26 protein-coding genes and 1 pseudogene are annotated in these 23,746 nt (G+C 72.4%); 11 read left to right on the forward strand and 16 right to left on the reverse strand.

The genetic code is table 11. The features are described 5' to 3' along the window. Positions 1-6 precede the first annotated feature (6 nt). The 3 genes from BJF86_RS01660 to BJF86_RS01670 all read left to right on the forward strand — a co-directional run bounded on the left by BJF86_RS01660 (position 7) and on the right by BJF86_RS01670 (position 3,372). Positions 7-792, forward strand: coding sequence for a 2-keto-4-pentenoate hydratase (locus BJF86_RS01660; RefSeq protein WP_075816706.1), 786 nt, complete (start codon positions 7-9; stop codon positions 790-792). Beyond that, positions 777-1,577, forward strand: a complete 801-nt coding sequence (locus tag BJF86_RS01665) for an HpcH/HpaI aldolase family protein (RefSeq protein WP_075816707.1) — start codon at positions 777-779, stop codon at positions 1,575-1,577. Before BJF86_RS01660 ends, BJF86_RS01665 begins: the two co-directional genes overlap by 16 nt. A gap of 142 nt (positions 1,578-1,719) precedes the next feature. Then, a complete protein-coding gene (locus tag BJF86_RS01670; protein ID WP_075816708.1) occupies positions 1,720-3,372 on the forward strand; it encodes a thiamine pyrophosphate-binding protein in 1,653 nt (550 codons plus the stop codon). Positions 3,373-3,387: 15 nt separating this feature from the next. Here BJF86_RS01670 and BJF86_RS01675 read toward each other — a convergent pair whose 3' ends face one another. Together BJF86_RS01675 and BJF86_RS18095 are read right to left on the reverse strand one after the other, a co-directional pair. Further along, positions 3,388-6,249: an FAD-binding and (Fe-S)-binding domain-containing protein gene (locus tag BJF86_RS01675; protein WP_075816709.1), complete on the reverse strand. Its 2,862-nt coding sequence runs from the start codon at positions 6,247-6,249 to the stop codon at positions 3,388-3,390. 27 nt (positions 6,250-6,276) lie between these two features. After that, positions 6,277-6,426 (reverse strand): hypothetical protein, encoded by a 150-nt coding sequence (locus BJF86_RS18095; protein ID WP_187345579.1) that lies wholly within the window; start codon positions 6,424-6,426, stop codon positions 6,277-6,279. A gap of 175 nt (positions 6,427-6,601) precedes the next feature. On the opposite strand from BJF86_RS18095, the pseudogene BJF86_RS01685 reads away from it, so the two are divergent. Both BJF86_RS01685 and BJF86_RS01690 read left to right on the forward strand, forming a co-directional pair. Further along, positions 6,602-6,904: pseudogene (locus tag BJF86_RS01685) on the forward strand (thiamine pyrophosphate-dependent enzyme); the annotation flags it as partial. 255 nt (positions 6,905-7,159) lie between these two features. Then, positions 7,160-8,326, forward strand: a complete 1,167-nt coding sequence (locus tag BJF86_RS01690; RefSeq protein ID WP_075816711.1) for a M14 family zinc carboxypeptidase — start codon at positions 7,160-7,162, stop codon at positions 8,324-8,326. Between the two features lie 7 nt (positions 8,327-8,333). Here the strand turns inward: BJF86_RS01690 and BJF86_RS01695 are convergent, their stop codons facing one another. The 6 genes from BJF86_RS01695 to BJF86_RS01715 form a co-directional block, all read right to left on the reverse strand. Further along, the gene (locus BJF86_RS01695; RefSeq protein ID WP_075816712.1) at positions 8,334-8,843 is read right to left on the reverse strand and encodes a DUF421 domain-containing protein; all 510 of its coding nucleotides are present in this window, start codon (positions 8,841-8,843) and stop codon (positions 8,334-8,336) included. A gap of 78 nt (positions 8,844-8,921) precedes the next feature. Then, the gene (locus BJF86_RS01700) at positions 8,922-10,310 is read right to left on the reverse strand and encodes an AI-2E family transporter (RefSeq protein ID WP_075816713.1); all 1,389 of its coding nucleotides are present in this window, start codon (positions 10,308-10,310) and stop codon (positions 8,922-8,924) included. A gap of 115 nt (positions 10,311-10,425) precedes the next feature. Then, positions 10,426-10,662: an Lsr2 dimerization domain-containing protein gene (locus BJF86_RS18510; protein WP_237768038.1), complete on the reverse strand. Its 237-nt coding sequence runs from the start codon at positions 10,660-10,662 to the stop codon at positions 10,426-10,428. Positions 10,663-10,683: 21 nt separating this feature from the next. Next, entirely contained in the window at positions 10,684-11,373 is a 690-nt protein-coding gene (locus tag BJF86_RS01705) for an ERCC4 domain-containing protein (RefSeq protein ID WP_237768032.1), read from the reverse strand. Between the two features lie 4 nt (positions 11,374-11,377). Beyond that, entirely contained in the window at positions 11,378-11,659 is a 282-nt protein-coding gene (locus BJF86_RS01710) for a hypothetical protein (RefSeq protein ID WP_143553629.1), read from the reverse strand. 102 nt (positions 11,660-11,761) lie between these two features. After that, positions 11,762-12,427 carry a hypothetical protein gene (locus tag BJF86_RS01715; RefSeq protein WP_143553630.1) on the reverse strand — a complete coding sequence of 222 codons (666 nt, stop codon included), beginning with the start codon at positions 12,425-12,427 and terminating at the stop codon, positions 11,762-11,764. 291 nt (positions 12,428-12,718) lie between these two features. Here BJF86_RS01715 and BJF86_RS01720 point away from each other — a divergent pair, with 291 nt between their 5' ends. Next, positions 12,719-13,648, forward strand: coding sequence for a restriction endonuclease (locus tag BJF86_RS01720; protein WP_075816716.1), 930 nt, complete (start codon positions 12,719-12,721; stop codon positions 13,646-13,648). 46 nt (positions 13,649-13,694) lie between these two features. On the opposite strand, the gene BJF86_RS01725 is transcribed toward BJF86_RS01720, so the two are convergent. Then, a complete protein-coding gene (locus tag BJF86_RS01725) occupies positions 13,695-14,453 on the reverse strand; it encodes a DUF429 domain-containing protein (RefSeq protein WP_158068342.1) in 759 nt (252 codons plus the stop codon). 25 nt (positions 14,454-14,478) lie between these two features. Beyond that, positions 14,479-15,114 (reverse strand): hypothetical protein, encoded by a 636-nt coding sequence (locus tag BJF86_RS01730; protein ID WP_075816718.1) that lies wholly within the window; start codon positions 15,112-15,114, stop codon positions 14,479-14,481. Positions 15,115-15,371: 257 nt separating this feature from the next. Between BJF86_RS01730 and BJF86_RS17780 the strand changes: the two genes are divergently transcribed. From BJF86_RS17780 to BJF86_RS18515, 3 genes are read left to right on the forward strand one after another with little or no spacing between them, the layout of a single operon-like run. Then, on the forward strand, positions 15,372-15,545 hold the full coding sequence (locus tag BJF86_RS17780; protein ID WP_158068343.1) for a hypothetical protein: 174 nt from the start codon (positions 15,372-15,374) through the stop codon (positions 15,543-15,545). 13 nt (positions 15,546-15,558) lie between these two features. Next, positions 15,559-15,900: a DUF2200 domain-containing protein gene (locus tag BJF86_RS01735; RefSeq protein ID WP_075816719.1), complete on the forward strand. Its 342-nt coding sequence runs from the start codon at positions 15,559-15,561 to the stop codon at positions 15,898-15,900. A gap of 40 nt (positions 15,901-15,940) precedes the next feature. After that, positions 15,941-16,519: an SHOCT domain-containing protein gene (locus tag BJF86_RS18515; protein WP_075816720.1), complete on the forward strand. Its 579-nt coding sequence runs from the start codon at positions 15,941-15,943 to the stop codon at positions 16,517-16,519. A gap of 135 nt (positions 16,520-16,654) precedes the next feature. Here BJF86_RS18515 and BJF86_RS01745 read toward each other — a convergent pair whose 3' ends face one another. Genes BJF86_RS01745 through BJF86_RS01770 form a run of 6 tightly spaced genes read right to left on the reverse strand, consistent with a single transcriptional unit; the run spans position 16,655 to position 20,616 of the window. Continuing rightward, entirely contained in the window at positions 16,655-17,494 is an 840-nt protein-coding gene (locus BJF86_RS01745) for a TrmH family RNA methyltransferase (RefSeq protein ID WP_075816721.1), read from the reverse strand. Continuing rightward, positions 17,487-18,167, reverse strand: coding sequence for a hypothetical protein (locus tag BJF86_RS01750; protein WP_075816722.1), 681 nt, complete (start codon positions 18,165-18,167; stop codon positions 17,487-17,489). Before BJF86_RS01750 ends, BJF86_RS01745 begins: the two co-directional genes overlap by 8 nt. Then, positions 18,164-18,622 (reverse strand): hypothetical protein, encoded by a 459-nt coding sequence (locus BJF86_RS01755; RefSeq protein ID WP_022924626.1) that lies wholly within the window; start codon positions 18,620-18,622, stop codon positions 18,164-18,166. Before BJF86_RS01755 ends, BJF86_RS01750 begins: the two co-directional genes overlap by 4 nt. Next, positions 18,619-18,987: a hypothetical protein gene (locus BJF86_RS01760; protein ID WP_075816724.1), complete on the reverse strand. Its 369-nt coding sequence runs from the start codon at positions 18,985-18,987 to the stop codon at positions 18,619-18,621. The genes BJF86_RS01755 and BJF86_RS01760 overlap by 4 nt, the downstream gene beginning before the upstream one ends. A 4-nt stretch (positions 18,988-18,991) precedes the next feature. Beyond that, on the reverse strand, positions 18,992-20,350 hold the full coding sequence (locus tag BJF86_RS01765) for a hypothetical protein (RefSeq protein ID WP_075816725.1): 1,359 nt from the start codon (positions 20,348-20,350) through the stop codon (positions 18,992-18,994). After that, complete coding sequence (locus BJF86_RS01770; protein WP_075816726.1) at positions 20,350-20,616, reverse strand: hypothetical protein; 267 nt, start codon at positions 20,614-20,616, stop codon at positions 20,350-20,352. The genes BJF86_RS01765 and BJF86_RS01770 overlap by 1 nt, the downstream gene beginning before the upstream one ends. An 84-nt stretch (positions 20,617-20,700) precedes the next feature. Here BJF86_RS01770 and BJF86_RS01775 point away from each other — a divergent pair, with 84 nt between their 5' ends. Continuing rightward, a complete protein-coding gene (locus BJF86_RS01775) occupies positions 20,701-21,087 on the forward strand; it encodes a TY-Chap domain-containing protein (protein ID WP_075816727.1) in 387 nt (128 codons plus the stop codon). Continuing rightward, on the forward strand, positions 21,069-23,702 hold the full coding sequence (locus BJF86_RS01780; protein ID WP_237768033.1) for a DEAD/DEAH box helicase: 2,634 nt from the start codon (positions 21,069-21,071) through the stop codon (positions 23,700-23,702). Before BJF86_RS01775 ends, BJF86_RS01780 begins: the two co-directional genes overlap by 19 nt. Positions 23,703-23,746: the final 44 nt, after the last annotated feature.

The raw sequence follows: 23,746 nt of genomic DNA on the forward strand, positions 1-23,746 counted from the left end.
CCACGGATGCTCACACCCGAGCAGATCGCCACGATCGCCGAGGAGCTGGCCGAGGCGGACCGCACGCACTCGGTCGTCCCGCGCATCACGGCACGGTACCCCGAGGCGACCATCGAGGACTCCTACGCCATCCAGGGCGTGTGGCGTGACCAGATCCTCGCCGCCGGTCGCCGGCTGGTGGGCCGCAAGATCGGGTTGACCTCCAAGGCGATGCAGCAGGCCACAGGGATCACCGAGCCGGACTACGGCGTGATGTTCGACGACACCGTCCACGCCTCCGGCGCCGAGATCCCGGTCGACCACTTCTCCAATGTCCGCATCGAGGTCGAGCTCGCCTTCGTGCTGGCTCGGCCGCTGTCCGGGCCGGACTGCACCCTCGAGCAGGCCCTGGACGCCATCGACTACGCCGTCCCGGCGCTGGAGGTCCTCAACTCGCACATCGAGCTCGAGGGCCGCACCATCGTCGACACCATCAGCGACAACGCCGCCTACGGCGCGATGGTGCTCGGTGACGAGCGCCGGCGCCCGGACGAGATCGACCTGCGCTGGGTCCCCGGGGTGCTGTCCCGCAACGGGGAGGTCGAGGAGACCGGCGTGGCCGCCGGTGTCCTCGGGCACCCCGCGACCGGGGTGGCCTGGCTGGCCAACAAGTTCCACCAGCACGGCGCCCGGCTGGAAGCCGGCGAGATCATCCTGGCCGGGTCGTTCACCCGGCCGATGTGGGTGTCCCGCGGGGACGACGTGCACTGCGACTACCGCGAGATGGGGACCGTCACGTGCCGCTTCGTCTGACGCCGACCTTCCGCGACGTGCTGGCCTCCCAGGACCGGCCGATGGTCGGCATGTGGGTCAGCTCGGGCTCACCGCTGGTCGCCGAGATCGCCGCCGGCTCCGGTCTGGACTGGCTGCTCATCGACATGGAGCACGCCCCCAACGGCCTGGAGTCGGTGCTCGCGCAGCTGCAGGCGGTGGCGGCATACCCCGTCGTGCCGGTCGTCCGCGTCCCCTCCGCCGACCCGGTCCTCCTCAAGCAGGTGCTCGACCTCGGCGCGCAGACCATCCTCGTGCCCATGGTCGACAGCGCGCAGGAGGCCGCCGACGCCGTCGCGGCGGTCCGCTACCCGCCCCGCGGCAGGCGGGGCGTGGGCTCGGCCCTCGGCCGCTCGGCGCGGTGGAACCGCGTCGAGGGCTACCTCCAGCAGGCCGAGGAGCACGTCTCGCTGCTCGTGCAGATCGAGTCCGAGGCCGCCGTCGAGGCGTCGGCCGAGATCGGGGCGGTCGACGGCGTCGACGGGGTTTTCGTCGGGCCCAGCGACCTGGCGGCGTCCATGGGCGTGCTGGGGCAGCAGACGCACCCGGACGTGCGGGGCGCCGTGCTCCGGACCTTCGACGCGGTGCGGGCGGCGGGGACCCCCGTGGGCGTCAACGCCTTCGACCCCGCCGTGGCGGACGCCTACCTCGAGCAGGGTGCCTCCTTCGTCCTGGTCGGTGCCGACGTGGCGCTGCTCGCCCGCGGGTCGGAGGCGCTGGCGGCGCGCTTCATCCACTCCGGTGGAGAGGACACCGACCGGTCCTGACGGCCCGCCCCCGCCAGCACCTATAGTCGAGGGGTCCGGTGCCGCTGCGCGCCGGTGCTCGAAAAAGGAGCACGGAGCCGCGCCCGGCGCGGGAGACACATACGGCCTCGATCCCGTCATGTCTCCAGCAGAGGAAACTCGTATGCCCAGCGTCTCCGCCCACGTCGCCCACACCCTGGCCCGCCACGTCGACCACGTCTTCGGGGTCATGGGCAACGGCAACGCGCACGTCCTCGACGCCCTCGAGCGCTCGAGCGACGTGCAGTTCACCGCGGTCCGCCACGAGGCCGGGGGAGTCGTGGCGGCGGACGCCTACCACCGCGCGTCCGGTCGGATCGCAGCCGCGACCTCGACCTACGGGGCCGGCTTCACCAACACGCTCACCGCGCTCGCCGAGGCGGTGCAGGCGCAGGTGCCGCTCGTGCTCGTCGTGGGGGATGAGCCGACCTCCGGGCCGCGGCCGTGGGACGTGGACCAGATCGCGATGGCCTCCGCGGTGGGGGCGCGGACGTATACCGTCGGTCGCACCGACGCGGCGGCGACCACGGTCATCGCGATCGAGCACGCGCTGACCTACCGGGTGCCGACCGTGCTCGCAGTGCCCTACGACGTCGCCAAGCTCGACGCCGGCCCGGTGCCGGAGGTTCCCGCGCCGCGGATCCCCGAACCGCGCCGCCCCACGGGTGCCTTCGCCGAGGGGACGATCGCCGAGATCGCTGCTGCCTTGGCCGCGGCGCAGCGGCCGCTGCTGCTCGCCGGGCGTGGGGCGTGGCTGGCCGGCGCGGGGGAGGCGCTCGGCGCGCTCGCCGACGCCACCGGCGCGGTGACCGTGTCCACGGCGCTCGGGCGCGGGATCTTCCCGCGGCAGGAGTTCGACCTCGGGGTGGCCGGCGGGTTCGGCGCCGAGGGCGCGATGGAGCTCGTGCGCGAGGCCGACGTCGCGGTCGTCTTCGGGGCCTCGCTCAACCAGTTCACGATGCGCTTCGGGGCGCTGCTGGCGCCCGGCACCCGGGTCTACCAGGTCGACGTCGCCCCGGCGGCGACGCACCCGCACGTCGGGGGATACGTGCAGGGTGATGCGGCCGTGGTGGCACAGGCGGTGACCGACGAGCTGGCCGGTCTGGGCCACCAGCCGGGGCGGTGGCGGGAGTCGGTCGACGTGGCCACGCTGCGGGCCTACGAGCCGGGGGAGGAGCTGGCGCCCGACGGGCGGTTGGACCCGCGGTCGGTGGCGGCGCGGATCGGCGAGCTGCTGCCGCAGGACCGGGTCGTCGTCTCCGACGGTGGGCACTTCATCGGGTGGGCCAACATGTACTGGCCGGTGGCGGCGCCGGACCGGATGATCATGGTGGGCACCGCCTTCCAGTCGATCGGCCTGGGCTGGCCCTCGGTGCTCGGCGCCGCGCTGGCACGCCCGGACGCGACGGTCGTGCTCACCACCGGGGACGGCGGCGGGCTCATGGCCCTGGCCGACCTGGAGTCGGCGGTGCGCGTCGCCGGCGGGTCCGGGATGGCCGTGGTGTGGAACGACGGGGCCTACGGCGCCGAGGTCAACCTCTACGGGCTGCAGGGGCTGGCGCTCGCGCCGATGCTCATCCCGGAGGTCGACTTCGCCGCGCTGGCCTCCGGTGTGGGCGCCCGAGGCGTCGTCGTGCGGAGCCTGGACGACCTCGACCAGCTCGCCGACTGGGCGGCGCAGCCGGCCGACGATCGCTCGTTCCTCGTCCTCGACTGCCGGGTGTCCCGCGACGTCGTCGCGCCCTACCAGGAGGAGATCATCCGGGTGAACAGCTGACACCACGGATGTCGCTCACAGGCGGCTCGCCTCCTCGAGCAGCTCGAGCACGTGCCGGTAAGGGTGGCCGGTGGCCCGGGTCATGCCGATCTCGCAGGTGCGGTTGCACGAGACGAAACCCGGCTTTCGAGAGGCGTCCCGGGCCACGACGAGGGCGACCTCGGCAGCCTCCGCCGCGGTGGCCGAGGCGGTGAGCTCGGGGTGCAGCAGACCGCGGTCCCCGGCGAAGGCACAGCAGCCCCAGGACACCGGCACCACCACATCGGTCGAGACCGCACGAGCCAGCGCCACCAGGGCCTCGGTGCTGCCGGCCCGCTCGGAGGAGCAGGTGGGGTGCACGATGACGGTGCGGTCGGTGCGACGTACGGCGAGCCGGGGGAGCACGGTGTCCCGGACGAAGTCGACGGCGTCCACCACCCTCAGCTCCGGTGCGCGCTCGGCGAGCATCACGACGAGGCCCTCGGCGCAGGAGGACGCCTCGACCACGACCGGCAGCCGGCCACCCTCGGTGGCCTCCCGCAGGGCCGGGACGACCCGGTCGACCATGACGGCATACCCGTCGTCCAGCCCCTTGGACTTCCATGGGGTGCCGCAGCACAGGTCGCGGATACCGGCCGGCGTGCGCAGCGGGACGTCGGCGCGCACGCACAGGTCGACGAGTGCACCGGTCGCCCCGGAGCCCAGGTCGCCGCGGTGGCCGCCCGGCTCGGTCCCGAACATCTCGCCGATACAGGTGCTGAAGAGCACCGCGGCGGGGGAGGCGGGGTCCAGCTCACGGCGGCGCCGGCCGCCGCGCGGCAGGCGCGGGTCGTAGAGCGGCACGGCGTCCGCGCCGGCCACCGCACGCACCACCCGCGTGGCAGCCACCGGGACCCCGGAGGGCACCAACCTCGCCGCGCTGAGCGCCAGCCCTCCCAGCGGCGCGACCGTGCCCCAGGCCCGCGCCGCCCCTGCCCAGGCCGCCTGCGCCGTGCGGGTGGCGGACTCCCGGCGCAGCCTCCGGGTGAGGGCGCCGGTATCGATGCGGACCGGGCACGCGCTTTGGCACATCCCGTCGACGGCGCAGGTCTGGTTGCCGTCGTAGTCGTAGTCGCGCTCGAGGGAGTCGGCGAGCGCGTGGTCGCCGGCGGCGCGTGCGGTCTGGATGTCGCGGCGCACCACGATGCGCTGGCGCGGGGTGAGCGTGAGGTCCTTGGACGGGCAGACCGGCTCGCAGTAGCCGCACTCGACGCACCGGTCGACCTCCTCCTCGACCGGCGGCGCGGTCTTGAGGTCCTGCAGGTATGACGTGGGCTCGTCGGAGAGGACGGCCGCCGGGTTGAGCAGTCCACGTGGGTCGACGAGCCGCTTGAGCTGCCACATGACGTCGTAGAGCTCGTCGCCGTACTGCCGCCGGACGAAGGGGGCCATGATGCGGCCGGTCCCGTGCTCGGCCTTGAGCGAGCCGCCCTGGCCCAGCACCAGGTCGACCATGTCCTCGGTGAAGGCGGCGTAGCGGCGCATCGCATCGGGGTCGTCGAAGCGCTCGTTGAGCAGGAAGTGGACGTTGCCGTCGCGGGCGTGCCCGAAGATGACCGACTGCTCGTAGCGGTGTGCGTCGAAGAGCTCGGTCAGCGCGACGCAGGTCTCCCCGAGCACGTCGACGCCGACGACGACATCCTCGAGCAGCGCGTTGGTGCCGGCGGGGCGGGCCTCGGCGACGGCGGAGAACAGACCCTTGCGGACCCTCCACAGCGCGGCGCGCTCCCGGGCGTCCCGGGTGAGCCGGGCAGGCTCGGTCAGCGCCAGCCCGTCGAGGGTGGCGGCCGCCGACGCCAACGTGGCGTCCAGCTCGGCGGGGGTGTCGCCCTGCCACTCGACCAGCAGCGCGGCGTGCTCCTCGATGGCGAGGGAGGCGATCTGGGGCGGGCAGGCCGGGTCCTGCTGGGCCACCCGCAGCGACGCGGCGTCGAGCAGCTCGGCGGTGGCGACGTCGGTCCCGGCCAGCGCGGGGACTGCGCCGGTGGCCTCGGCGATGGTGTCGAGGACGAGGAGACCGGTGGCTACCTCGGGGTGGACGGGCACGGTCGCCAGGACGGCGGAGGCGACGAAGCCGAGCGTGCCCTCGCTGCCCACCATGAGGTGCACGAGCATGTCGAGCGGCCGCTCGTAGTCGAGCAGCGCGTTGATGCCGTAGCCCATGGTGTTCTTCATCGAGAACAGCCGCCGGATCGTCGCGACCGAGTCCGGGTCGGCGAGCACCTGCCGGCGCAGGGCCAGCAGCCCGGCGACCAGCTCGGGCTCCCTGGCGGCCAGCTCCGCCTCGGCGTCCGGGGCGCCCGAGTCGATGACGGTGCCCGAGGGCAGCACGAAGGTCAGCGACTCGAGCGTGGCGTAGGTGTTGAGCTCGGTGCCGCAGTGCATGCCGCTCGAGTTGTTGGCGATGACGCCGCCGAGCGTGCAGGCGCCCTCGCTGGCCGGATCCGGCCCGAGCTTGCGGCGGTAGGGCGCGAGCCGGGCGTTCACCGCACGCACCGTCACCCCCGGCTGGACCCGGACACGGGCCCCGCCGTCGAGCACCTCGACATCGGTGAAGTGCCGGCGGGTGTCGACCAGCACCGCGTCGGTGACGGACTGCCCGGAGAGGCTGGTGCCGCCGGAACGGAAGGTGATGGGCGCGCCCACGCGGTCGCAGGCGGCCATCACCGCGGCCACCTGGCTCGCGGAAGTGGGGCGGACGAGCAGCTCGGGCGTCAGCAGGTAGTGCGACGCGTCGTGCGCGAGCGCGCGCAGGTCCATCGGCCGCCGGCTGACCGCGCCGTCTCCCAGCTGCTCGCCGAGCGCGCTCTCGAGCCGGCTCCAGGGGATCTCCAGGGTCGTCCGCGGCACGCCCGTCATCCTAGACCGGCACCGCCCCCCGGCGCGTCACACGATGCGCAGGAAGTTCAGGTGCGCCTCGTAGGCGTCGAGACAGTCGTGGATGACCTGCGCGCGGGTGAACCCCATGACGTCGTCCTGCCCGCCGTCGGCGAGGTGCACCTCGAGCCGGGCATACCGGTCGCGGTGGCCGATCATCCGCCCGCCGTATGTCGGGACGGGGTGCTGGGAGGTCTTGACTCGGTAGACGAAGGGGTGCTCGTCCTCCCCGGTCCGCAGCTCGACGAACCGGCCGCCCTCGTTGTCTCAAGGCGCGGCGGCAGGGTGTGTCGGTGGCCGCTCGCACTGTTTGTTCGTATGAAGTCAGGGTGGGGTGACGAGGGGCCGCGGCCTGACCGTGGTCTGGAACGACGCGGCCTACGGCGCCGAGGTCAACCTCTACGGGCTGCAGGGCCTGGCGCGCGGACCGATGCTGATCCCCGAGGTCGACTTCGCCGCCCTGGCCGGCGGCGTCGGGGCCGAGGGAGTCGTCGTGCGGACGCTGGCGGACCTGGACCGGCTCGTGGCCTGGGCCGCCGAGCCGGAGGAGTCGCGCCGGTTCCTCGTGCTCGACTGCCGCATCTCCGGTGACGTCATCGCGCCCTACCAGGAGGAGGTCATCCGGGTGAACAGCTGAGACGCCTGGGTGGACCAGTCGTCTCAGTAGTTTCGCGCCGGTGACCGTCGTTGTCCCGCCCCGGCAGCACTTCCGTGGTCGCGCCTCGTCGACCCGGCGGTGGTGACCGTCGAATTCGCGCCGGGGCATGCTTTCGACGGTCGGCGGCGGCCCTTTGACGTCGCGTCTTGATCAACTCTTGACCGACGGCATACCCGGGCTTGACCATCACCGCCCCAGCGTGTGGACCACCCTGACGACCCCCTGGAGGTTCATATGTCCCCTGCCCAGATCTCGCGACGTTCGCTGCTCGGATGGGGGAGCCTGGCCGCGATCGGCGGCTCGGTCGCCGGGCCGGGAGTCGCCTCGGCCGCGCCGAACTTCCCCGACCCCGGCAAGGACACGCCGCTGGCGGCGATCCGCAGCTACGGCGACATGGTGGACCAGCTGCGCAAGCTGGAGGGGAGCAGCCGCTACCCGGTGACGGTGCGGACGCTGTCCGAGATCGGGACCGCCGAGAGCCTCACCGAGCAGGGGCGCGAGCTGTACGTCGCGACCGTCGGCACCGGGGACACGCCGGTGTGGGTGCAGGGCCGGATCCACGGCAACGAGCCCTACGGCCTCGACTCCTCGCTGACCGTGCTCAAGCGCCTGGCCACGAGCGGGGCGAAGGAGTGGCGGGCGATCCGCGAGGAGTTCACCGTCCACGTCATCCCCTGCTACAACCCGGACAGCTCCGAGGGCAACATCCGGCAGACGATCCTGTGGGACCGGGAGGCTGACGCGCCGCGGCTGGACGCCGACGGCAACGAGCAGCTGGTCGACCTCAACCGGGACTGGGCGCCGGACGCCTTCGTCGCGCGCGAGTCGCTGGCGTGGTACGAGTACTGGACGATGGTCAAGCCGGCGTATGCCCTCGACATCCACCACCAGGGCCTGAAGACCGACCGGGAGACGGGCGAGGCCATCACGTTCTCCCTCGGCATCTCGCTGGCCCCCGGTGGGCCGACGCTGCCGGGCATCGAGGGCGGGGAGTACGACGTCGTCACCCGGCAGATGCAGGGCCACGTGTGGCTGGAGACGCTCAACCGCGGCTTCATCAGCACGGACAAGTACGACGTGGGCTACGGCACGGTCATCGACATCCGCGGCGGCGTGGTGTCGGCGATGATGCTCGGGCTCGACTACAACGGCCTCAACCCGACCGGGCACAGCAACCCGGCGGTGTTCTTCGAGACCTCGGGTAACACCCGCGACGGCAACATCGGCCACAAGGCCCACGGCAAGATGGTCAAGCAGAACGTGCTCGGCCTCACGGCGTGGCTGGACGGGCTGGCGACCGGCGAGGTCTTCGACGTGGACCCGCAGATCTGGGACGACGAGATCCCCGGCACACCGGTGCTGCAGTACTTCACCGACTGGGGCGGGATCATCCCCGCCTGAGGGTGGCTCAGCCGGTCGCGCGTCGCAGCACGCTGATCGAGCCGCCGGACTCGAGCACCGCGAGGTGCACCTCCTCGACCCGGTGGAGGCCGGAGGCGCGCAGGTGCTGGTCGAGGATGGCGCGGGAGACCCGCGCACGACGCATCGGGCCCGCCAGGACCTGGCCGTCCTGCACGAGCACCACCGGGTCGTTGTCCGCCACGTCCCGCGCCGCGCGGGAGCGTGCGGCCGCGCTGGACACGGCATACTGCAGCACCACGAGGACGACGAGACCGACGGTCGCCTCGACCATCCGGTCGCTGAGGATGGCGCTGGCGACCAGCGAGCCGGCGGCGACGTTGGTGAGGAAGTCGTAGGTGGTGAAGGAGGCGAAGGTGCGCGTGCCGAACAGGCGCGCCAGCAGCACGATCGCCAGGAACATCACTACGGTCGTCAGCACGGTGCGCAGCAACAGCTCGGCGCTCCAACCGGTCTCGGGGGTCACCATGTCGCGTGCGGCGTCGAGGAGCGTCTCCATCGCACCAGCGTGACAGCCGATCCGCCGCGTCGCCATGCCGGTCGGTCCCCGTCGCAGGACGGGACCGCCGAGGAGGGGTCAGTGCCGGCCGAAGAGCCAGGAGAGCAGGCCCGGACGGGCGGGCTGCGCAGGTGCCGTGTCGTCGCGCGAGCCGGCGCGCTCGGACCGCTCGACCTCGCCGAGGTACTGCGTCCGCGCCCCGGCGACGCGCCCCTCCGGCGTCGCGAAGGCGACGTGCTCGACGTCGATGTCACCGCTGCGCAGGTCGACCTGCTCGCTGAGGTAGCGCAGCAGCACCACGAAGGTGGCGGCGAAGGGGACGGCCAGGAAGGCGCCGATGACTCCGAAGAGGGTGCTGCCGCCGGCGACCGCGAGCAGGATGATGCCGGGGTGCATCTGCATGCTGCGGCCCTGGAGGGCCGGCTGCAGGACGTTGCCCTCGATCTGCTGCACCGCGATGACGATCGCCAGCACGATCAGCGCCTGGGTCAGCCCCTGCGTCACCAGCGCCACCAGCACGGCGATGCCGCCCGCGACGACCGCGCCCACGATGGGGATGAAGCCACCGAAGAAGGTGAGCACGGCCAGGGTGAGGGCGAGCGGCACCTGAAGGACGAGCAGGCCGATGCCGATGAGCACGGCGTCCACGGCACTGACGATCGCCTGGGTGCGGATGAAGCCGCCGAGGGTCGTCCACATGCGGGTGAGCGCCTCGGTGAGGTGGCGGCCGGTGTTGCGGCCGGTGGTGCGTCGCAGCCAGGGCAGGAAGCTCGGCCCGTCCTTGAGGAAGAAGAACAACAGCACGACCATGAGACCGAGGGTCACCAGGGCGGAGCCGACGACGCCCAGGCCGGAGGCGACTGCACCGGCGGCCACGCTGCTGCGCTCCTGCAGCCAGGTGATGGCGGTGCCCAGGTATTCGTCGATCTGCGCGTTGTCGAGGTTGAGCGGCGGCCCGCTGATCCAGGCTCGCACCTCGTCGACCCCGCCTCTGGCCTGCTTGAAGATCTCGCGGGACTGCGAGGTGATCGACGGGGCGAGGGCGGCGAAGACGCCCACCAACAGACCCACGGACAGCAGGAGCGTGAGGACCGTCGCGAGCGTGGGGTGCAGCCCGATCCGTCGGCCGAGGGCGACCACGGGGGAGAGCAGGGTCGCGACGATGAGCGCGAGCAGGATCGGGAGGACGCCGAACCAGACACGGTCCAGGACCCACCAGGCGAGCCAGAGCGCCGCGACGACGATGATGCCGCGCAGCGCCCAGGCGGTGACGAAGGTGAATCCGTCGCCGATGACGCGCATCCGGTCCGTGCCGACGTTGGTGGTCGGCTCGGGCGTGCCCGAGGGGCGGGTGGAGGCGCCGGGAACGGTCGGAGGTCGGTGCCCGGGCTGGTCCGCGGGCGCTTCGGGGGTGACCCGGAGCGCGGCGACCGCGCGCGCCTCGTCGGGCAGGTCGTGGTTGGGCATGGTGCTCCTGTCGTGTCGAGATGCCGTCGTGGCCGGTCTGTGCTCGCGTCTCCGGCCCCTGGTGCAGCCGCCCCCGCAGCATAGGCGCCGCGGCACCGGGGACGGGCGTGCCGTCCTACCGCCCTGCCTCGAAGGCCTCGCGGATCTCGCGTGGGATGCGCCCGCGGTCGGACACGGCATACCCGTGCTCGCGTGCCCACTGGCGCACCTCGCCGGGGCTGGCGGCACGCGCGGAGGTGAGCGGTGTGGCCTCGGTCTTGACGTGGGTCTCCTCGCTGGCGTGGGCGAGGGCGGCGGTGAGGAAGCGGTAGGTCCACTCCTGGGCGAGGGCCCGGGTCTCGCAGAAGACGATGGGGACGGTGGGGAAGCGGGCCTAGCACTCGCCGAGCGCGTCGGCGACGACGGCGGGGCGGACGCGATCGAGCTTGAAGACGGCGGAGTAGCGGTCCTCGACGACGACGGCCGCGGTGGGCAGGGAGGAGAGGTCGGCGAGCAGGTAGCGCATCTTGCCGGTGGTCAGGGTGGAGACGAGGTCGACGAGGCTCTTGCGCTCGACCGACGCGAGCACCCGGCCGCCGACCTCGACCGCGTAGTCGCCCGCCGACAGCCCGTCGCGGCGGGTGGTGACCTGCTGGTGGTCGAAGGACCAGGCATACCGCTCGTGGCTGTCGACGACGATCTCGAGGGTGGGGATGCCCGAGCCACGCGCCGTGGGGAGACCGACCGCGGGGCGGGCCTGCTTGGCGGTGCGCGCGGTCTGCCAGAAGACCGCCTCGCGGCCGCGGACGCGGGTCAGGACGAACTGCGAGCGGTTCTCCTTTCCCCGGTCGAGGACGAGGTCGATGCTGGCGCCGCGGCGCACGCAGGATCGGGTCGGGACGGTCTCGACCAGGTCCGGCTCGGCGGGCCAGCCGGTGGCGCGGTGGCAGTAGACCTTTCCGGTCCGCGGCCAGGTCTCCCGTGCCTTGAGCACGACGCCGTCCGGCCCGAGGGGGATGCGCAACAGGTACGGCAGCCGCGAGCCGTCCTCAGGGTTGTGGGCGATGAGGAAGTCGTCCGGCACGGCTTCAGGGTATGCCGTGGGCCCGGTGATCGGCGCTCAGCTGACAGTCTCGACGGGCCTCGTCCCGTGCGGCGAGGGTGTCCTCGCTATGGATGCCGAGGGGTGGGTTGGCCCTGATCTCGGCGAAGAGACGCTCGCGCCGAGCCGTGATGTCTTTCTCGCGGAGGTCCTTCTCGACGAGTTCCTTGAGGTAGTCCGACAGGCTCAGGTGCCGCCGCGCGGCCTCGGCTTTTGCCGCCGCGGCCAGAGCGTTGTCCACGGAACTGATCTTCAGGTTCGTGCTCACGGTCATCAGCCTACTGCCGGTGCATCCAGGTGCATGCTGATCGCACAATTGGCAGGCGGGCCCTAGGGACTAGGGAAGAGCCGGTACAGAGAATGCGAAGAGTTACTCGATGACCGTTGAGAGCGTCGTTCCTTCGCTCGAGAAATCCATCATGTCTTCCACCGTGAGATCGAAGGGCTCGCCGGCAGTGACGCCATATCCGATGGCGTACTCCAATTCACGACCCGGTTGGATCACCGCGCTCGGAGTCTCCAGGCCGCTCTCGTAGTCGTACACCTCCTCGGCAGCTTGACTACCGGTCGTGGCGCGCGTGTAGACGTTGAAGGACTCGAGGGGCTCGTCGCCCGTGTTCTCGACGAGGACATCCATGCGGACGAACGTCTCCCACTCGCCGGACAGGAAGTCCGTACTGGATGGCGTGAACTCCTCCGGGGCGCTGATGGTCACGGTCATGTTGTCGCTGACCTGCACCGGAGAGCCGAACTCGGGCCCTGAAGCATCAGCACTTTCCTCCTCATCGCTCGGGTCCTCTGCCTCGTCGCTGGTCGACTCCTCGGCAGCCGAAGTCTCGTCCTCCGCGCTACTTTCCGTGTCTGACGCCTCGGCCTCCGCGGACGACTCGTCCGCCGTATCCTCGCTCTCCTCGGCCGACGACTCCTCAGCTGCCGAAATCGTGGCATCATCAGAGGCGTCCTCGCCCTCGCCACACGCGGACAGAAGCGCGGCGGTCGTGAGCATGGAGACGGAAAGGGCAGAGATTCGTCGCATGGGTAAGTCCTCTGGTGGCGTTCCAGGTGTGTGTTCCGCGAAAATACGTGACGACATTCGCCACGTCGTCGGTCATGTGCCAATCGTTATCGAACCGCAATGTGTACTCTGCTTCTCCGCTGCGCCTCTTCGCCGCGTCTGCTTGGATGACGCCATGACGACGATTCGCTTCGGAATCCCTTCAAGGTGTTGCGCTGCCGGGTCCGTTCAACGCGATCGCGACTCGAGTCCGGCGTCGAGTGAGGCCGTGGCCGCTCTTTCTGGCCTCGTCGTCCTTGAGAGGCACCAGCGATGACCATCCCGGACTACCAGTCGCTGATGCGCCCTGTCCTGGAGCTGCTCGATGAGCAAGACACCTGGCTCTTCCGGGACGTCAGATCGACCATGGCCGACCGGCTCGAGCTCACGGTCGCCGAGCGTGAGAAGCGGCTACCCAGCGGACGGCAGACAGCGTTCAGCAACAGGGTGGGCTGGGCGCTGACCTACCTGGTGCAGGCTGGTCTGGCCGAGCGACCGCGTCGTGGGAGTGCTCAGATAACCACGACGGGCCGGTCGGCTCTTCAGGAGTTGCCGGACCGCATCGACACCTCCACCCTGGAGCGGTACCCAGCCTTCAGGGCCTTTCGGGAACGATCCAGGACTACGACGACCGGCGATGCGCCAGCTGCCGATCCGGCGAACAGCCGTGAAGCTGCAGAGGCAACGCCGCACGAACTCATCGAGGGCGCGGTGCGGCAAAGTCGGGCCGCGCTGGAGGCCGAGGTTCTGGCTCGAGCGCTCGAGCTGTCACCCACAGGCTTCGAGGATCTCGTCATGGCGCTCTTGGAGAGCATGGGCTATGGGCGCCTCGGCACCGTGCAGCGCACCAGTACCACCGGTGATGCAGGGGTAGACGGCATCATCAGCCAGGACCCACTCGGTCTTGATCGAATCTATGTACAGGCGAAGCGGTACGCCGTCGACCAGCCGGTGGCCAGGCCTCGCATCCATGAGTTTGCGGGCGCGCTGCTCGGCAAGCAGGGTGATCGTGGGGTCTTCATCACGACATCGAGGTTCACCTCGGGTGCAGAGCAGGAAGCCGAGCGGATCAACGCGCGGATCGAGTTGATCGACGGGGTGCGGCTCGCCAGCCTGCTCGTTCACTACGGGGTAGGCGTACAGGTTCAAAGCACGTTCGAGCTGTATCGGCTGGACGAAGACTTCTTGGACTCGATCGGGTGACAGTAGCTCGCGCAGCGCGAGCCGCAAACTCGCGGTCCGCTCGGGTTCACGGCCCTGTGATTCGGGCCCGAGGCGTCGCCGGGTGGCTCGGCGGCGGGGGCGCGACGATGTAGCCGGAGCGGACATCCCCGTAGACCTGCAGCGCACCGGGGGAGCGCCGCCACAACCAGGCGAGGTGGGCGCAGAAGATCGCGTCGATCTCGTCCTCGACGTGCTCCAGGTGCATGGGGCGGGTGGCGTGCTCGACGGCATACCGGATCTCCCGCCAGCGCTCGCTGTCGCTCACGTCGAGACCGGACAGGCCTTCCATCCGGTCGAGCAGCTCGACCATGGCGGCGCCGCGGTCCGTGACGGTGCGGCCGCGCTTGCCCTTGTAGGGCAGGATGCGCCCGAGGCCGAAGAGCCCCACCATCGCCGGGTGCGGGTAGACCTCCAGGCAGACGCCGCGGCCGATGGTGGAGGGGTCGGTGGTCCATCCATGGCGTTGCGCGAGCCGGGCCGCGCGCGGCGGATCCATGTAGGCCTTGCTCGTGTTGCTCGCGTGGCAGCCTGCGTCGAAGCGCCCGAACGCCGAGGTGATCATGCGCTCGCAGGGTCGCTGCCCGGTCGGGTTGTGCACGATCAGCGGCGCGTCGACCGCGACCACGTCAGGGCTCGGGTATGCCCGCAGCCAGTCGTCGATCTCCTCGTCCGTGCGGCAGGTCGTCGAGCCGACGAGGCGTCCCTCGTCGTCGACCGCGGCGAGGCCGGTGCGAGCCCGGTCGTTCCAGGCGAGATCGATGCCGAGACACGACGCTGTCCTCACCCCGGTCACGTCTCGGTCCCCAGTCCTACGTCTCACGAGCTCGGCGCGCTGCGCGCTTCCCGAGTCGCCACTGGCTCCACCATGCCCACACCACGACCACCCCTGTCACGAACGCGAGGGCCCACCAGGTGTCGGTCAGCAGCACCGGGCCGGTGAATCCCTCCGGCAGGTCGGAGCTGACCCCGACATAGCTGTCGCCTTCCCCCGGCGGCGCGAGGTCTGCCCCAGTCGCGACTGCGGCGAGGGTGATGGCCGTCGCCAGCCCGACCACCACGGCGGTGGCGCGGCCCAGGGTCCAGGCGAGCGTCGGCATACCCCGTCCCGTCCGTGCCTGCCGACGCGCGGCGACGGTCGCGACGACGGCCACCACCAGGAACGGTGCGAAGGCGAGCAGCCCCACCACCCACGGGCTGCCCTGCCCCTCGGCCGTGCGCGCGACCAGAGACTCCGGCAGGATCTCCGCCACCGCACGCATCGGCCCCAAACCCATCTGCAGCCAGGTGGAGGTGATCATCACGGCGAGGAACAGGCCTCCGACGATCACCACCAGGACGGCTGCCACGGCCATGTTGCGCAGGCCGATGGCCCACAGCCGGCCGTCCGTGGCGATGTCCAGCGGGTTGATCTCACCGGACTGCTGCTTGTCGGGGTCCCACTTCACCGTGCCCCGCCCGCCGCAGAGCAGGCACCAGTCCTCATGGGTAGGGCCGACGGGTCTGCCCGTCCCCCCGCAGCGGGGGCAGTACCACTCTCCGATAGACGCTTGCCGGGCCATGATGAGCCTTCCTGGTCCCGGTTTCACGGTCCGGGATCGAGTCACACGGTTCCCAGGAGACTACACCGCGGGTCACATGACGGCCGGGCTTGCAGGCGGCGGCGTCAAAGGCGGGAGGCGAGGGAGTCACCTACATTGGGTGCATGACCCACGACACCGACCAGGGCGGCACCGTCTCCGAGGGTGGCTCGGGCGCGCTGAACCGCGAGACCACCGACGGTGGTGCCGACGCCGTGCCCGAGACGCCCGACACCAACGACACGGGCAGCGACGACGCCTCGGCCGAGGACGACCCGGACGACGACACCGCCCGCTGACGACGACCGCGCCATGAGCCGCATCTTCACCTCCAGCGTCGCGTCGGTCTACCCGCACTACGTCACCAAGGCCGAGCGCAAGGGACGCACCGAGGCCGAGGTGCGCGAGGTCATCGAGTGGCTGACCGGCTTCGACGACGCCACCCTGACCCAGCACCTCGAGGACGGGACGACGTTCGAGGACTTCTTCGCCGCCGCGGAGATCAACCCCAACGTCGACCAGATCACCGGGTCGGTCTGCGGGGTGAAGGTGCAGGAGGTCGAGGACCCGCTCATGCAACAGATCCGCTTCCTGGACAAGCTCGTCGACGAGCTCGCCAAGGGTCGGCCGATGGAGAAGGTCCTCCGCTCCTGATGGGTCGCCCCGAGGGTCACACGCGGCGAGGGGAGCGAGGGTGAGCGAGCACCTGCCGCTGCCGGGCGAGGGCACGGCATACCGCGACAAGAAGGTCAGCAAGCGCACCCTGCGCGCGGCGCGCCGCTCCCTCGCGCTCGCGCTGCAACCGGGCGAGCAGGTGCAGGGACTCTTCGTGAGCTGGCGGATCCGCCGCAGCATCAGCCTGCTCGTCGTCACCGACCAGCGGCTGCTGACCCTGGGTGACCCGAGCGCCGGGCTCCCGGTCGTCGACGACGTGCCGCGCAGCGTCGTCACCGAGCTGCAGGTGGAGCGGGTCAAGACCTTCAGCATGGGCAGGGTCACCGCGGTGACGGAGGAGGGGCCAGTCGGGCTGGGCACCCTCGACTACGGCCCGGAGACGTTCAACGGTCTCGACGACGTGCTGTCGCGCGGTCGCTCAGGTATGCCGGTGATCCCCGTCCCGGGCGAGACCCCCGCCGGTGCGGTAGAGGACGACGTCCGCTCCGTGGACCACCCGCTCGTGGCTCAACTGGAGCGTCTGGCTGCCCTGCGCGACCGGGGTGCCCTCACCGAGGAGGAGTTCGTGGCCGCGAAGGCGCGGCTGCTCGCCGGCTGATGCGGCTGCTGCAACGCGGCACTGTGAGCGGGCTCAGGCGCAGGCGAACTCCTCCCGGGCCCGCGGCCACCGCTCACCCGCGGTCGGCGGCGGCCTTGACCCGGTCGTAGCGGTCACGTCCCCGCCAGCAACAGGTCAGCCCCGGGCGCGCATCGCCGCGTGCAGCACGACCGAGCCGGCGACCGCGGCGTTGAGCGAGCTGGCCGAGCCCAGCATCGGGATGCCAATCATCCCGTCGCACGCCTCCCGCCACGCCTGCGCCATGCCGCGCGTCTCGTTGCCGACGACCACCACGACCGGTTGGTCCCACGGCACGGCGGCGAGGTCGGTCTGCCCGCTCTCGTCGGTGCCCCACACCTGCAGCGGAGTCCCGAGCGCGCGTTGCTCGCCGACCCAGTCGAGCACCGGACCCGGACCCGCTGCGCGGACGGTCGGCACGGCGAAGCACGACCCGGTCGAGGCGCGGACCGCCTTGGGGTCGTAGGGGTCGGCGGCGTGCCCGGTGACGACCAGCCCGGTGCCGCCGAAGGCGTCGATCGAGCGCTGCAGCGTGCCGATGTTGCCGGGCTGCCCGGGCCGGTCGAAGACGGTGACCAGCGGTGCCCGCCCGGTGTCGGCACCGTCGCCGAGCACCCGGTCGAGGTCGTCCGGCGGTATGCCCACCACGGCGACCAGCTCGGGTGCCCCGTCGTCGCGCTGGGCGAGCTCGGCGAGCAGCTCCGGCGCCAGCTCGTGCCGCTCGCCGCCGGACTCGGCCCACACCTGCTCGGCCCAGGACGACGGGCGGCCCCCGACGGGGCGCAGCAGCGCCCGCACCGACCAGCCGTGGGCGACCGCCTGGCTGATGGGGCGCACGCCGTGCACGAGGAACTCTCCGCTGCGGTGCCGCTTGGTCCGGTTCGTCAGCAGCGCCGACCACTGCTGGAAAGCCGCGTTGCGCGTCGTGACCCGCCGCGCCCTCCGGGGCTCAGGCATCGGGTGACGGGCCGGCGTGCATGCCCGCCGTGCCGGCCGCCGGCACCAGCGCCGGGAGCAGACCGGTCAGCCCACGCCATACCTGCCTGGGCGTGGTCGGGACCAGGCGGAGGTCCTCGGCAGCGGCCTCCACCACCCAGACCCCGCTGGTCCGACCGTCGAGCGCCGCCAGCATGGTCGGGGCCTGCGTGGACCCGACGGCAGCGGCCACCAGCCGCCACGCCCGGTCCGCCCCGAGCTCGGTGGCCGCACGCTCCTCATCCGGCGCCTGGGGGTCGAACCACGCCTCCAGCGCCTCGGCGGTCACCCCGCGCGGCTCCCGGTCCGCGGCGGCGTGCGCCCGGGGCGCGAGGCCGACGACCCTGGCGAGGGCGGCAGCGAGGTGGTCCGGCGGCAGCGCGACGACCCGCCGGCGGTCGGTGCCGTCCAGGTCGACGAGCACGGCCACGGCCTCCGGCCCGAGCCACGCCTCGTGGGTGTAGAGGCCGCCCGGGGTGGTGGTCTGGAGCTGCACGACGACCAGCGGGTCCCGCGCCGCGGCCACGGCCTGCTCGGCGCCCGGCACCTGCTGGATGAGCTCACGCTCCTGCTCCGGGATCTTCTGGCCGTCGGCCCAGCCCCCCCACGCGGCGACCTCCACGACCAGCGCACCGTCACGCACCTGGACGCTCACCGGGCCACCTCCTCGGGCAGGTGCAGGCTCGCGCAGCAGGCGGCCATGTCGTCGGCGACGAGGGGGTAGCGCAGGCTGTCCACGGTGGCGGTGAGGGTATACCCGGTCCCCTCCGCCTCGGCGAAGCGCTGCTCCATCACCAGGGCGCGGCCGCGCTCGTCCAGGTGGTGCGCCAGCCGGGTGCCTCCGGGACGCCCGTCGACCTCCACCGTGTGCAGGTCGAGCACCAGGTAGTCACGCAGCTCCTGGGGGAGCAGTCCCTCGGTGCCGTTCTGCCACTCCCGGAAGGACCGGCCGCCGGTGTCGAGCACGGTGAGCACGAGGCTGGCACGCACGTCGTCCTCTCCGCGCGCAGGCTCGACCACGGTGAGCACCGCGTCGTGCCCGGTCTCCTCGACCTGCCAGCCGTCGGGTGCCTCGAAGCTGGTGCCCGAGGGCTCGTGCGTCACCTTCACCGTCGCCACCTTGTCTTGTCGAAGCGTGCGCCGATCGTCTCGCGAGCCCATCCGGGCACCGACCAGCGGGGGTAGGGCAGGGCGAGCGCGCCCCAGCCGAAGACCAGCCACAGGCCCAGGGGCGCCAGCACGAGGGCCGCCAGGCCGAGCAGCGGCGACTCCTCCAGCCACGGTGCCAGCCCCACGAGCAGGCTCAGTATGCCGATCCCGGGCAGCACGAACATCGCACCGCGGACGCCGCTCTCCCGGGGCGCGCGCAGCCACGCCCGCGCCTGCGGCCCGCGCCCGAGCCGCTCCCAGATGGCGAGCGCGAGCAGCAGGATCCCGAGCACGAGGGCGGAGATCGTCAGTGGCGAGGGGTCCACCGGGTCACCACGGGGTGATGTCGTCGACGAAGTCCCCCGCGGCGTCCAGCGCGTCCCCGACCCCGTCGGCGATGTCGCCGCCGACGTCCTTCAGCCTGTCGCCCACCCAGGCGCCGGCCTGCGAGCCGACGAAGCCGCCGATCAGCGCCCCGACACCCGCGCCGATGACCGTCCCCACACCCGGGCAGATGGCCGTGCCGATCGCCCCGCCGGCCCAGGCGCCACCCTTGGCGCCGAGCAGCGCACCTCCGGTCGTGGTGGCGGACACCGTCACGGTGCGGCCGACGCGCTCGTCGGTGGGGTAGTTGGCGCTCTCGTTCCACTCGTCCCACGCCGAGGTCGCCGCGGTGAGCACGGTGCCGCCGCGACCCAACCACTTCCCGGCGGTGCTCCAGCGGGAGGCCTGACCGCCGTGCCAGGGACGGGCGCTGAAGTGCCCGCGCGGGTCGAAACCGCGCGCCCGCTGCCAGGGGGACAGTCCGCGAGCCGTGGGGAAGCGCCCGGCGCCGTGCCGGAGGCGCTGCCAGAAGCCCATGTTGGGGGAGACGGTGCGCCCGGCGGCGTCGATGGGCCGGAAGTGGGAGTAGCGCTGGTCCGCCATCCAGCTCGCCACCGTGGACGTGCCGAACTGCACCTGTCCGAGCGCGAAGAGCGTCATCGAGACCGAGCCGTCGCCGACGGGTGGGCGGAAGCCCAGCCAGGACTCCAGCGCCTGGTCGCCGAGCGAGGCCGCCGGCTCGGACACACCGGACAGCGCCTCCCAGGCGTCCTCGGTGGAGAGCTCGCCGGCCGCCAGCGGCGTGCTCGTGCCCGAGACGCCGGTCGAGCCGTGGACCCGGCGGGCGACCTGGTCGGGGCTCAGCGTGCCGGCCTCAGGGACGAGGATCTCGGTGCCCGCGTCGAGGGCGCCCGCGGTCGAGGTGGCGTCGCGCTCCACCTCGTCGCGGATCTCCTGCGCCTGGCGACGCAGCCGCGCCACCTCGGTGTCCACGCTGGTCCGGGTGTCGTCGTAGTCGTCGTCCTCGGAGTCGAGGCCGTCCATCCGGTCCAGCTGGCGCTGCGCCTGCCGTTCGAGCTCGTCGATGTCCTCGCGGGCGTTGCGCAGCCGGCGCGCGAAGCCGCTGACCTGCTCCTGGGCCGCGTCGACCACCCCGGAGGCGCCGTCGAGCGTGCCCGTGATGCCGCGCCCGGCGTCCTCGAAGTCGCCGGAGCGGGTGGCCTCCCAGGTCCGCAGCGTCGTCGCGACGCCGGAGCTGACGTTGCCCTTCTCCGTGGTCAGGTCACCGGAGAGGGTGCCCAAGCTGCGGGCGACCCCGTCCAGACCGCCCGGGTCACCGTCGGGATAGCTGAAGCCGGCGACCATCAGCTGCCTCCAGCCGCGTCGATGTCCTGGGCCGCGGAGTCCGCCAGCGCCGCGGCGATCTTGGTCTGGGTCCCGGTGTCCTCGACCGCGGTCCCCACGGCCGCACCGAGGCGGCGGATCGCCGTGGACAACCCCTCGTGGCCCGCGCTGGAGCCGCTGATGTCGCGCAGCGCGCCACCGGCGTCCTCGATCCGCCCGCCCGTGCGGTGCAGGGCGCGCGAACCCTCCGTCATCTCCTGCGAGTCTCCCCCGACGAAGCCAGACATCCCTCTCCTCGTGCTCTCGCTCTCGGTCGACCTCACAGGATAGGCGGACCGCGTGCGGCTCCCAAGTCGTGCCACGCTGAGGCGATGGACGACATCGCCTGGACCCGCACGCGCGAGGAGCTGACCGCCGAGATCGGAGCGCTCGGCGACGACGAGAGCCTGCTGCTGGCCGAGCCCGACCCGCCGGGTGCCATCGGGCGCTACGTCCAGGTCTCCCGGCTCGGTGACGACCTGCTGTGCGAGTGCGTCTCCGCCGCGTATGCCGACCTCTCACCCGAGCAGACCGCTGCCCTGCAGCGCGCCGGGTGGTCCGACCCCGACCGGCAGCCGCGCGGCGCGACCAGCGAGAACCACGTCTTCTGGGGTCGGGTGGAGGACGCCGCGGCGAGCGCCGCCATGCTGGTCGCGGCGCTGCAGGCCCTGGGCACGGGCATACCGGACGACGGGTGGACGTGGCAGCGGGTCCGCTGAGGGGAGAACCGCTGCGGGAGGCGATCGAGGCCGGGCGCGACCTGGCCGCGGTCGCCGGTCGCGTCCGCAGCCACCGTGCTGCGCTCCGGGCGGACGCCGACCGGGCGGCCTCCTCGCTGCGGGCCCGTTCGGCCATCGTGCGGGCGCTGGGTGCGGGCACCTGGCGAGTCCTGCCACTGAGCCGGGGGGACGACGTGCTCCTGGGTCACTTCGGTGCCTGGGCCTTGGCGCCGGAGGTCGACCCGGCGGGGGAGAGCCTGCTGCACCGGCTCGACACCGAGGTGCCGGCGCGCGGCGACCTGGCCGAGAGGCTGCTCGGTCTGCGGCGGCTGGTGCTCTTCGGGCGTCGCCGGGAGGAGGCCGAGCGGGCAGCCACCTGGCTGCTGGAGCAGCGGCGCGACTGGGGTGGAGGTATGCGGTCATGGCTCGACCGCCTGGACGCGCGGACCCGCGAGCCGGTCCTGCCGCTGCCGGTCACCTCGGCGCTGCACGCGGGCGTCGGGCTGACCGACGCGCTCGACCTGGAGGGGTCGCACCGCGAGGTGCTGCCCGCGCGGGCCGTCGCGGGCCTGGCGGAGCTGGTGCCGCCGCTCGCCGGTGTCATCAGCAGCGCGGCGCAGGCACGCGACCGTGCGGAGGCGGCCGGCGAGGCCGCCAAGGACAGCCAGGTGGCCGCGCTCCTGGCGCAGATGCCGGTCGACCGGCTGCGCGAGGCGACTGCGGAGCGGCTCCGGGTGGGCGCGCTCGAGGAGGCCGGGGTGCGGACGGTGCAGCAGGTCGTCGAGCACGCCGATCTGGCCGCGGTGCCGGGGGTGGGGCCGCTGACGGCGCAGCGGATGCTCGGCGCCGCGCACACCCTGCGCGCCCTGGCGCACGAGAGCACGACGCTGCGGCTCGACCCGGACGACCACACGCCGCAGGCCACCGAGCTGCTGGTGCGACTGCATACCTGGGAGGTGCTGCGGCAGGCGGCGAGGGCGGACGACGTGGTCGGCCACGCCCTCTCGCTGCAGCCGCTCGCCGAGCGGCTGGGGCCGGACGCGACGCACCTCGCCGTCGTCGGGGACGCGCCGGTCGGCGAGCTCCTCGGCATCGTCGAGCCGGTCCTGGAGCACGCGCGCGCGCTGCGTGCCGCGCTCGACGGCGTCGCTGCCGCCGGCCCGTGGGAGGACTTCACCGACCGGCCGGCGCTCTACTTCGCCCTGCTCTCCGAGCTCGGCCTGGTGGAGGAGACCGGCACCTACGGCGACGTCCCCGACGACGTGGTCGAGGCGACGCGGGCGCAGGACCTCGACGACAGCCTGCTGCGGGTGTCGCTGCGTGGCTACCAGAGCTTCGCCGCCCGCTTCGCGCTCGTGCAGCGCAAGGTCGTCATCGGCGACGAGATGGGGCTGGGCAAGACGATCGAGGCGCTCGCGGTCCTGGCGCACCGTGCAGCGGAGGGCGGGCGCTGGTTCCTGGTGGTCGCGCCCGCGGCGGTGGTGAGCAACTGGGTGCGCGAGATCGCCGGCAAGACCGACCTGACGCCGCGCCGGCTGCACGGCGTCGCGCGGGAGGAGGAGCTGGCGCGGTGGCGGCGGGAGGGTGGCGTGGCGGTGACGAGCTACGGCACCCTCGGCGCGCTGACCGAGGGCCTGGAGGGCTTCGAGCTCGACGGCCTGGTGGTGGATGAGGCGCACTACGTGAAGAACCCGCGGGCGCTGCGCTCGCGGCGGGTGGGCGCGCTGGTGCGCCGCACCCAGCAGGTGCTGCTGCTCACCGGGACGCCGCTGGAGAACTCGCTCGGCGACTTCACCACGCTCATCGGCTACCTGCAGCCGAAGCTGCTGGAGGGGATGGGCGACTCGCCGCTGGAGTTCCGCCGCCGGGTGACGCCGGTCTACCTGCGCCGCAACACCGAGGACGTGCTCGTCGAGCTGCCCGAGCTGGTCGAGGTGGAGGAGTGGCTGGAGCTGTCCGCGGCGGACGAGCAGGCATACCTCGAGGCGGTGGGGTCGGGGAACTTCATGGCGATGCGGCGCGCCGCGTTCGAGTCGGGTATGGCGTCGGCCAAGCTCGCGCACCTGCTCGAGATCGTGGCGGAGGCGGAGGCGAACGGCCGTCGGGTGCTCGTCTTCTCCTACTTCCGCGACGTGCTGGCACGGGTCGCCGAGTCGCTACCGGGGCTGGTCTTCGGGCCGCTGACCGGGTCGGTGCCGCCGGCCGAGCGGCAGCAGGTGGTCGACGACTTCTCCGCCGCGCCGGGCGGTGCCGTGCTCGTCGCGCAGATCCAGGCCGTCGGGGTGGGGCTCAACATCCAGGCCGCGTCGGTCGTGGTGATCTGCGAGCCGCAGCTCAAGCCGACCACGGAGTGGCAGGCGATCGCGCGCGCCCGGCGTATGGGCCAGCTGCACTCGGTGCAGGTGCACCGGCTGCTCACCGAGGAGAGCGTCGACGAGCGGCTGGTCGAGCTGCTGGGGGCCAAGAGCCGCACGTTCGACGCCTTCGCGCGGGTGAGCGAGACCGCGCGGAGCGCGCCCGAGGCGCACGACCTCAGCGAGGCCGACCTGGCTCGGGAGGTCATCGCCTCCGAGCGGGCGCGGCTCTTCCCGGAGGGGACCGACGCGCCGGGCTGAGCGTCGGGTCGCCGATCAGGACGCGGCAGTGCACCCCGGGTCGG

This window comes from Serinicoccus sp. CNJ-927 (assembly GCF_001942435.1).
GTDB lineage: Bacteria > Actinomycetota > Actinomycetes > Actinomycetales > Dermatophilaceae > Ornithinicoccus > Ornithinicoccus marinus.

Bases quoted from the DNA above. Each gene is read 5' to 3' on its own strand.
- BJF86_RS01765 (WP_075816725.1), bottom strand. From the start codon at position 20,350: ATGGTCGCCGGCTTCAGCTATCCCGACGGTGACCCGGGCGGTCTGGAC.
- BJF86_RS01745 (WP_075816721.1), bottom strand. From the start codon at position 17,494: ATGCCTGAGCCCCGGAGGGCGCGGCGGGTCACGACGCGCAACGCGGCT.
- BJF86_RS01715 (WP_143553630.1), bottom strand. From the start codon at position 12,427: ATGCGACGAATCTCTGCCCTTTCCGTCTCCATGCTCACGACCGCCGCG.
- BJF86_RS01735 (WP_075816719.1), top strand. From the start codon at position 15,559: ATGAGCCGCATCTTCACCTCCAGCGTCGCGTCGGTCTACCCGCACTAC.
- BJF86_RS18095 (WP_187345579.1), bottom strand. From the start codon at position 6,426: ATGATCGGCCACCGCGACCGGTATGCCCGGCTCGAGGTGCACCTCGCC.
- BJF86_RS01770 (WP_075816726.1), bottom strand. From the start codon at position 20,616: ATGTCTGGCTTCGTCGGGGGAGACTCGCAGGAGATGACGGAGGGTTCG.
- BJF86_RS01670 (WP_075816708.1), top strand. From the start codon at position 1,720: ATGCCCAGCGTCTCCGCCCACGTCGCCCACACCCTGGCCCGCCACGTC.
- BJF86_RS01700 (WP_075816713.1), bottom strand. From the start codon at position 10,310: ATGCCCAACCACGACCTGCCCGACGAGGCGCGCGCGGTCGCCGCGCTC.
- BJF86_RS01690 (WP_075816711.1), top strand. From the start codon at position 7,160: ATGTCCCCTGCCCAGATCTCGCGACGTTCGCTGCTCGGATGGGGGAGC.
- BJF86_RS01720 (WP_075816716.1), top strand. From the start codon at position 12,719: ATGACCATCCCGGACTACCAGTCGCTGATGCGCCCTGTCCTGGAGCTG.
- BJF86_RS01775 (WP_075816727.1), top strand. From the start codon at position 20,701: ATGGACGACATCGCCTGGACCCGCACGCGCGAGGAGCTGACCGCCGAG.
- BJF86_RS01695 (WP_075816712.1), bottom strand. From the start codon at position 8,843: ATGGAGACGCTCCTCGACGCCGCACGCGACATGGTGACCCCCGAGACC.
- BJF86_RS01660 (WP_075816706.1), top strand. From the start codon at position 7: ATGCTCACACCCGAGCAGATCGCCACGATCGCCGAGGAGCTGGCCGAG.
- BJF86_RS01675 (WP_075816709.1), bottom strand. From the start codon at position 6,249: ATGACGGGCGTGCCGCGGACGACCCTGGAGATCCCCTGGAGCCGGCTC.
- BJF86_RS17780 (WP_158068343.1), top strand. From the start codon at position 15,372: ATGACCCACGACACCGACCAGGGCGGCACCGTCTCCGAGGGTGGCTCG.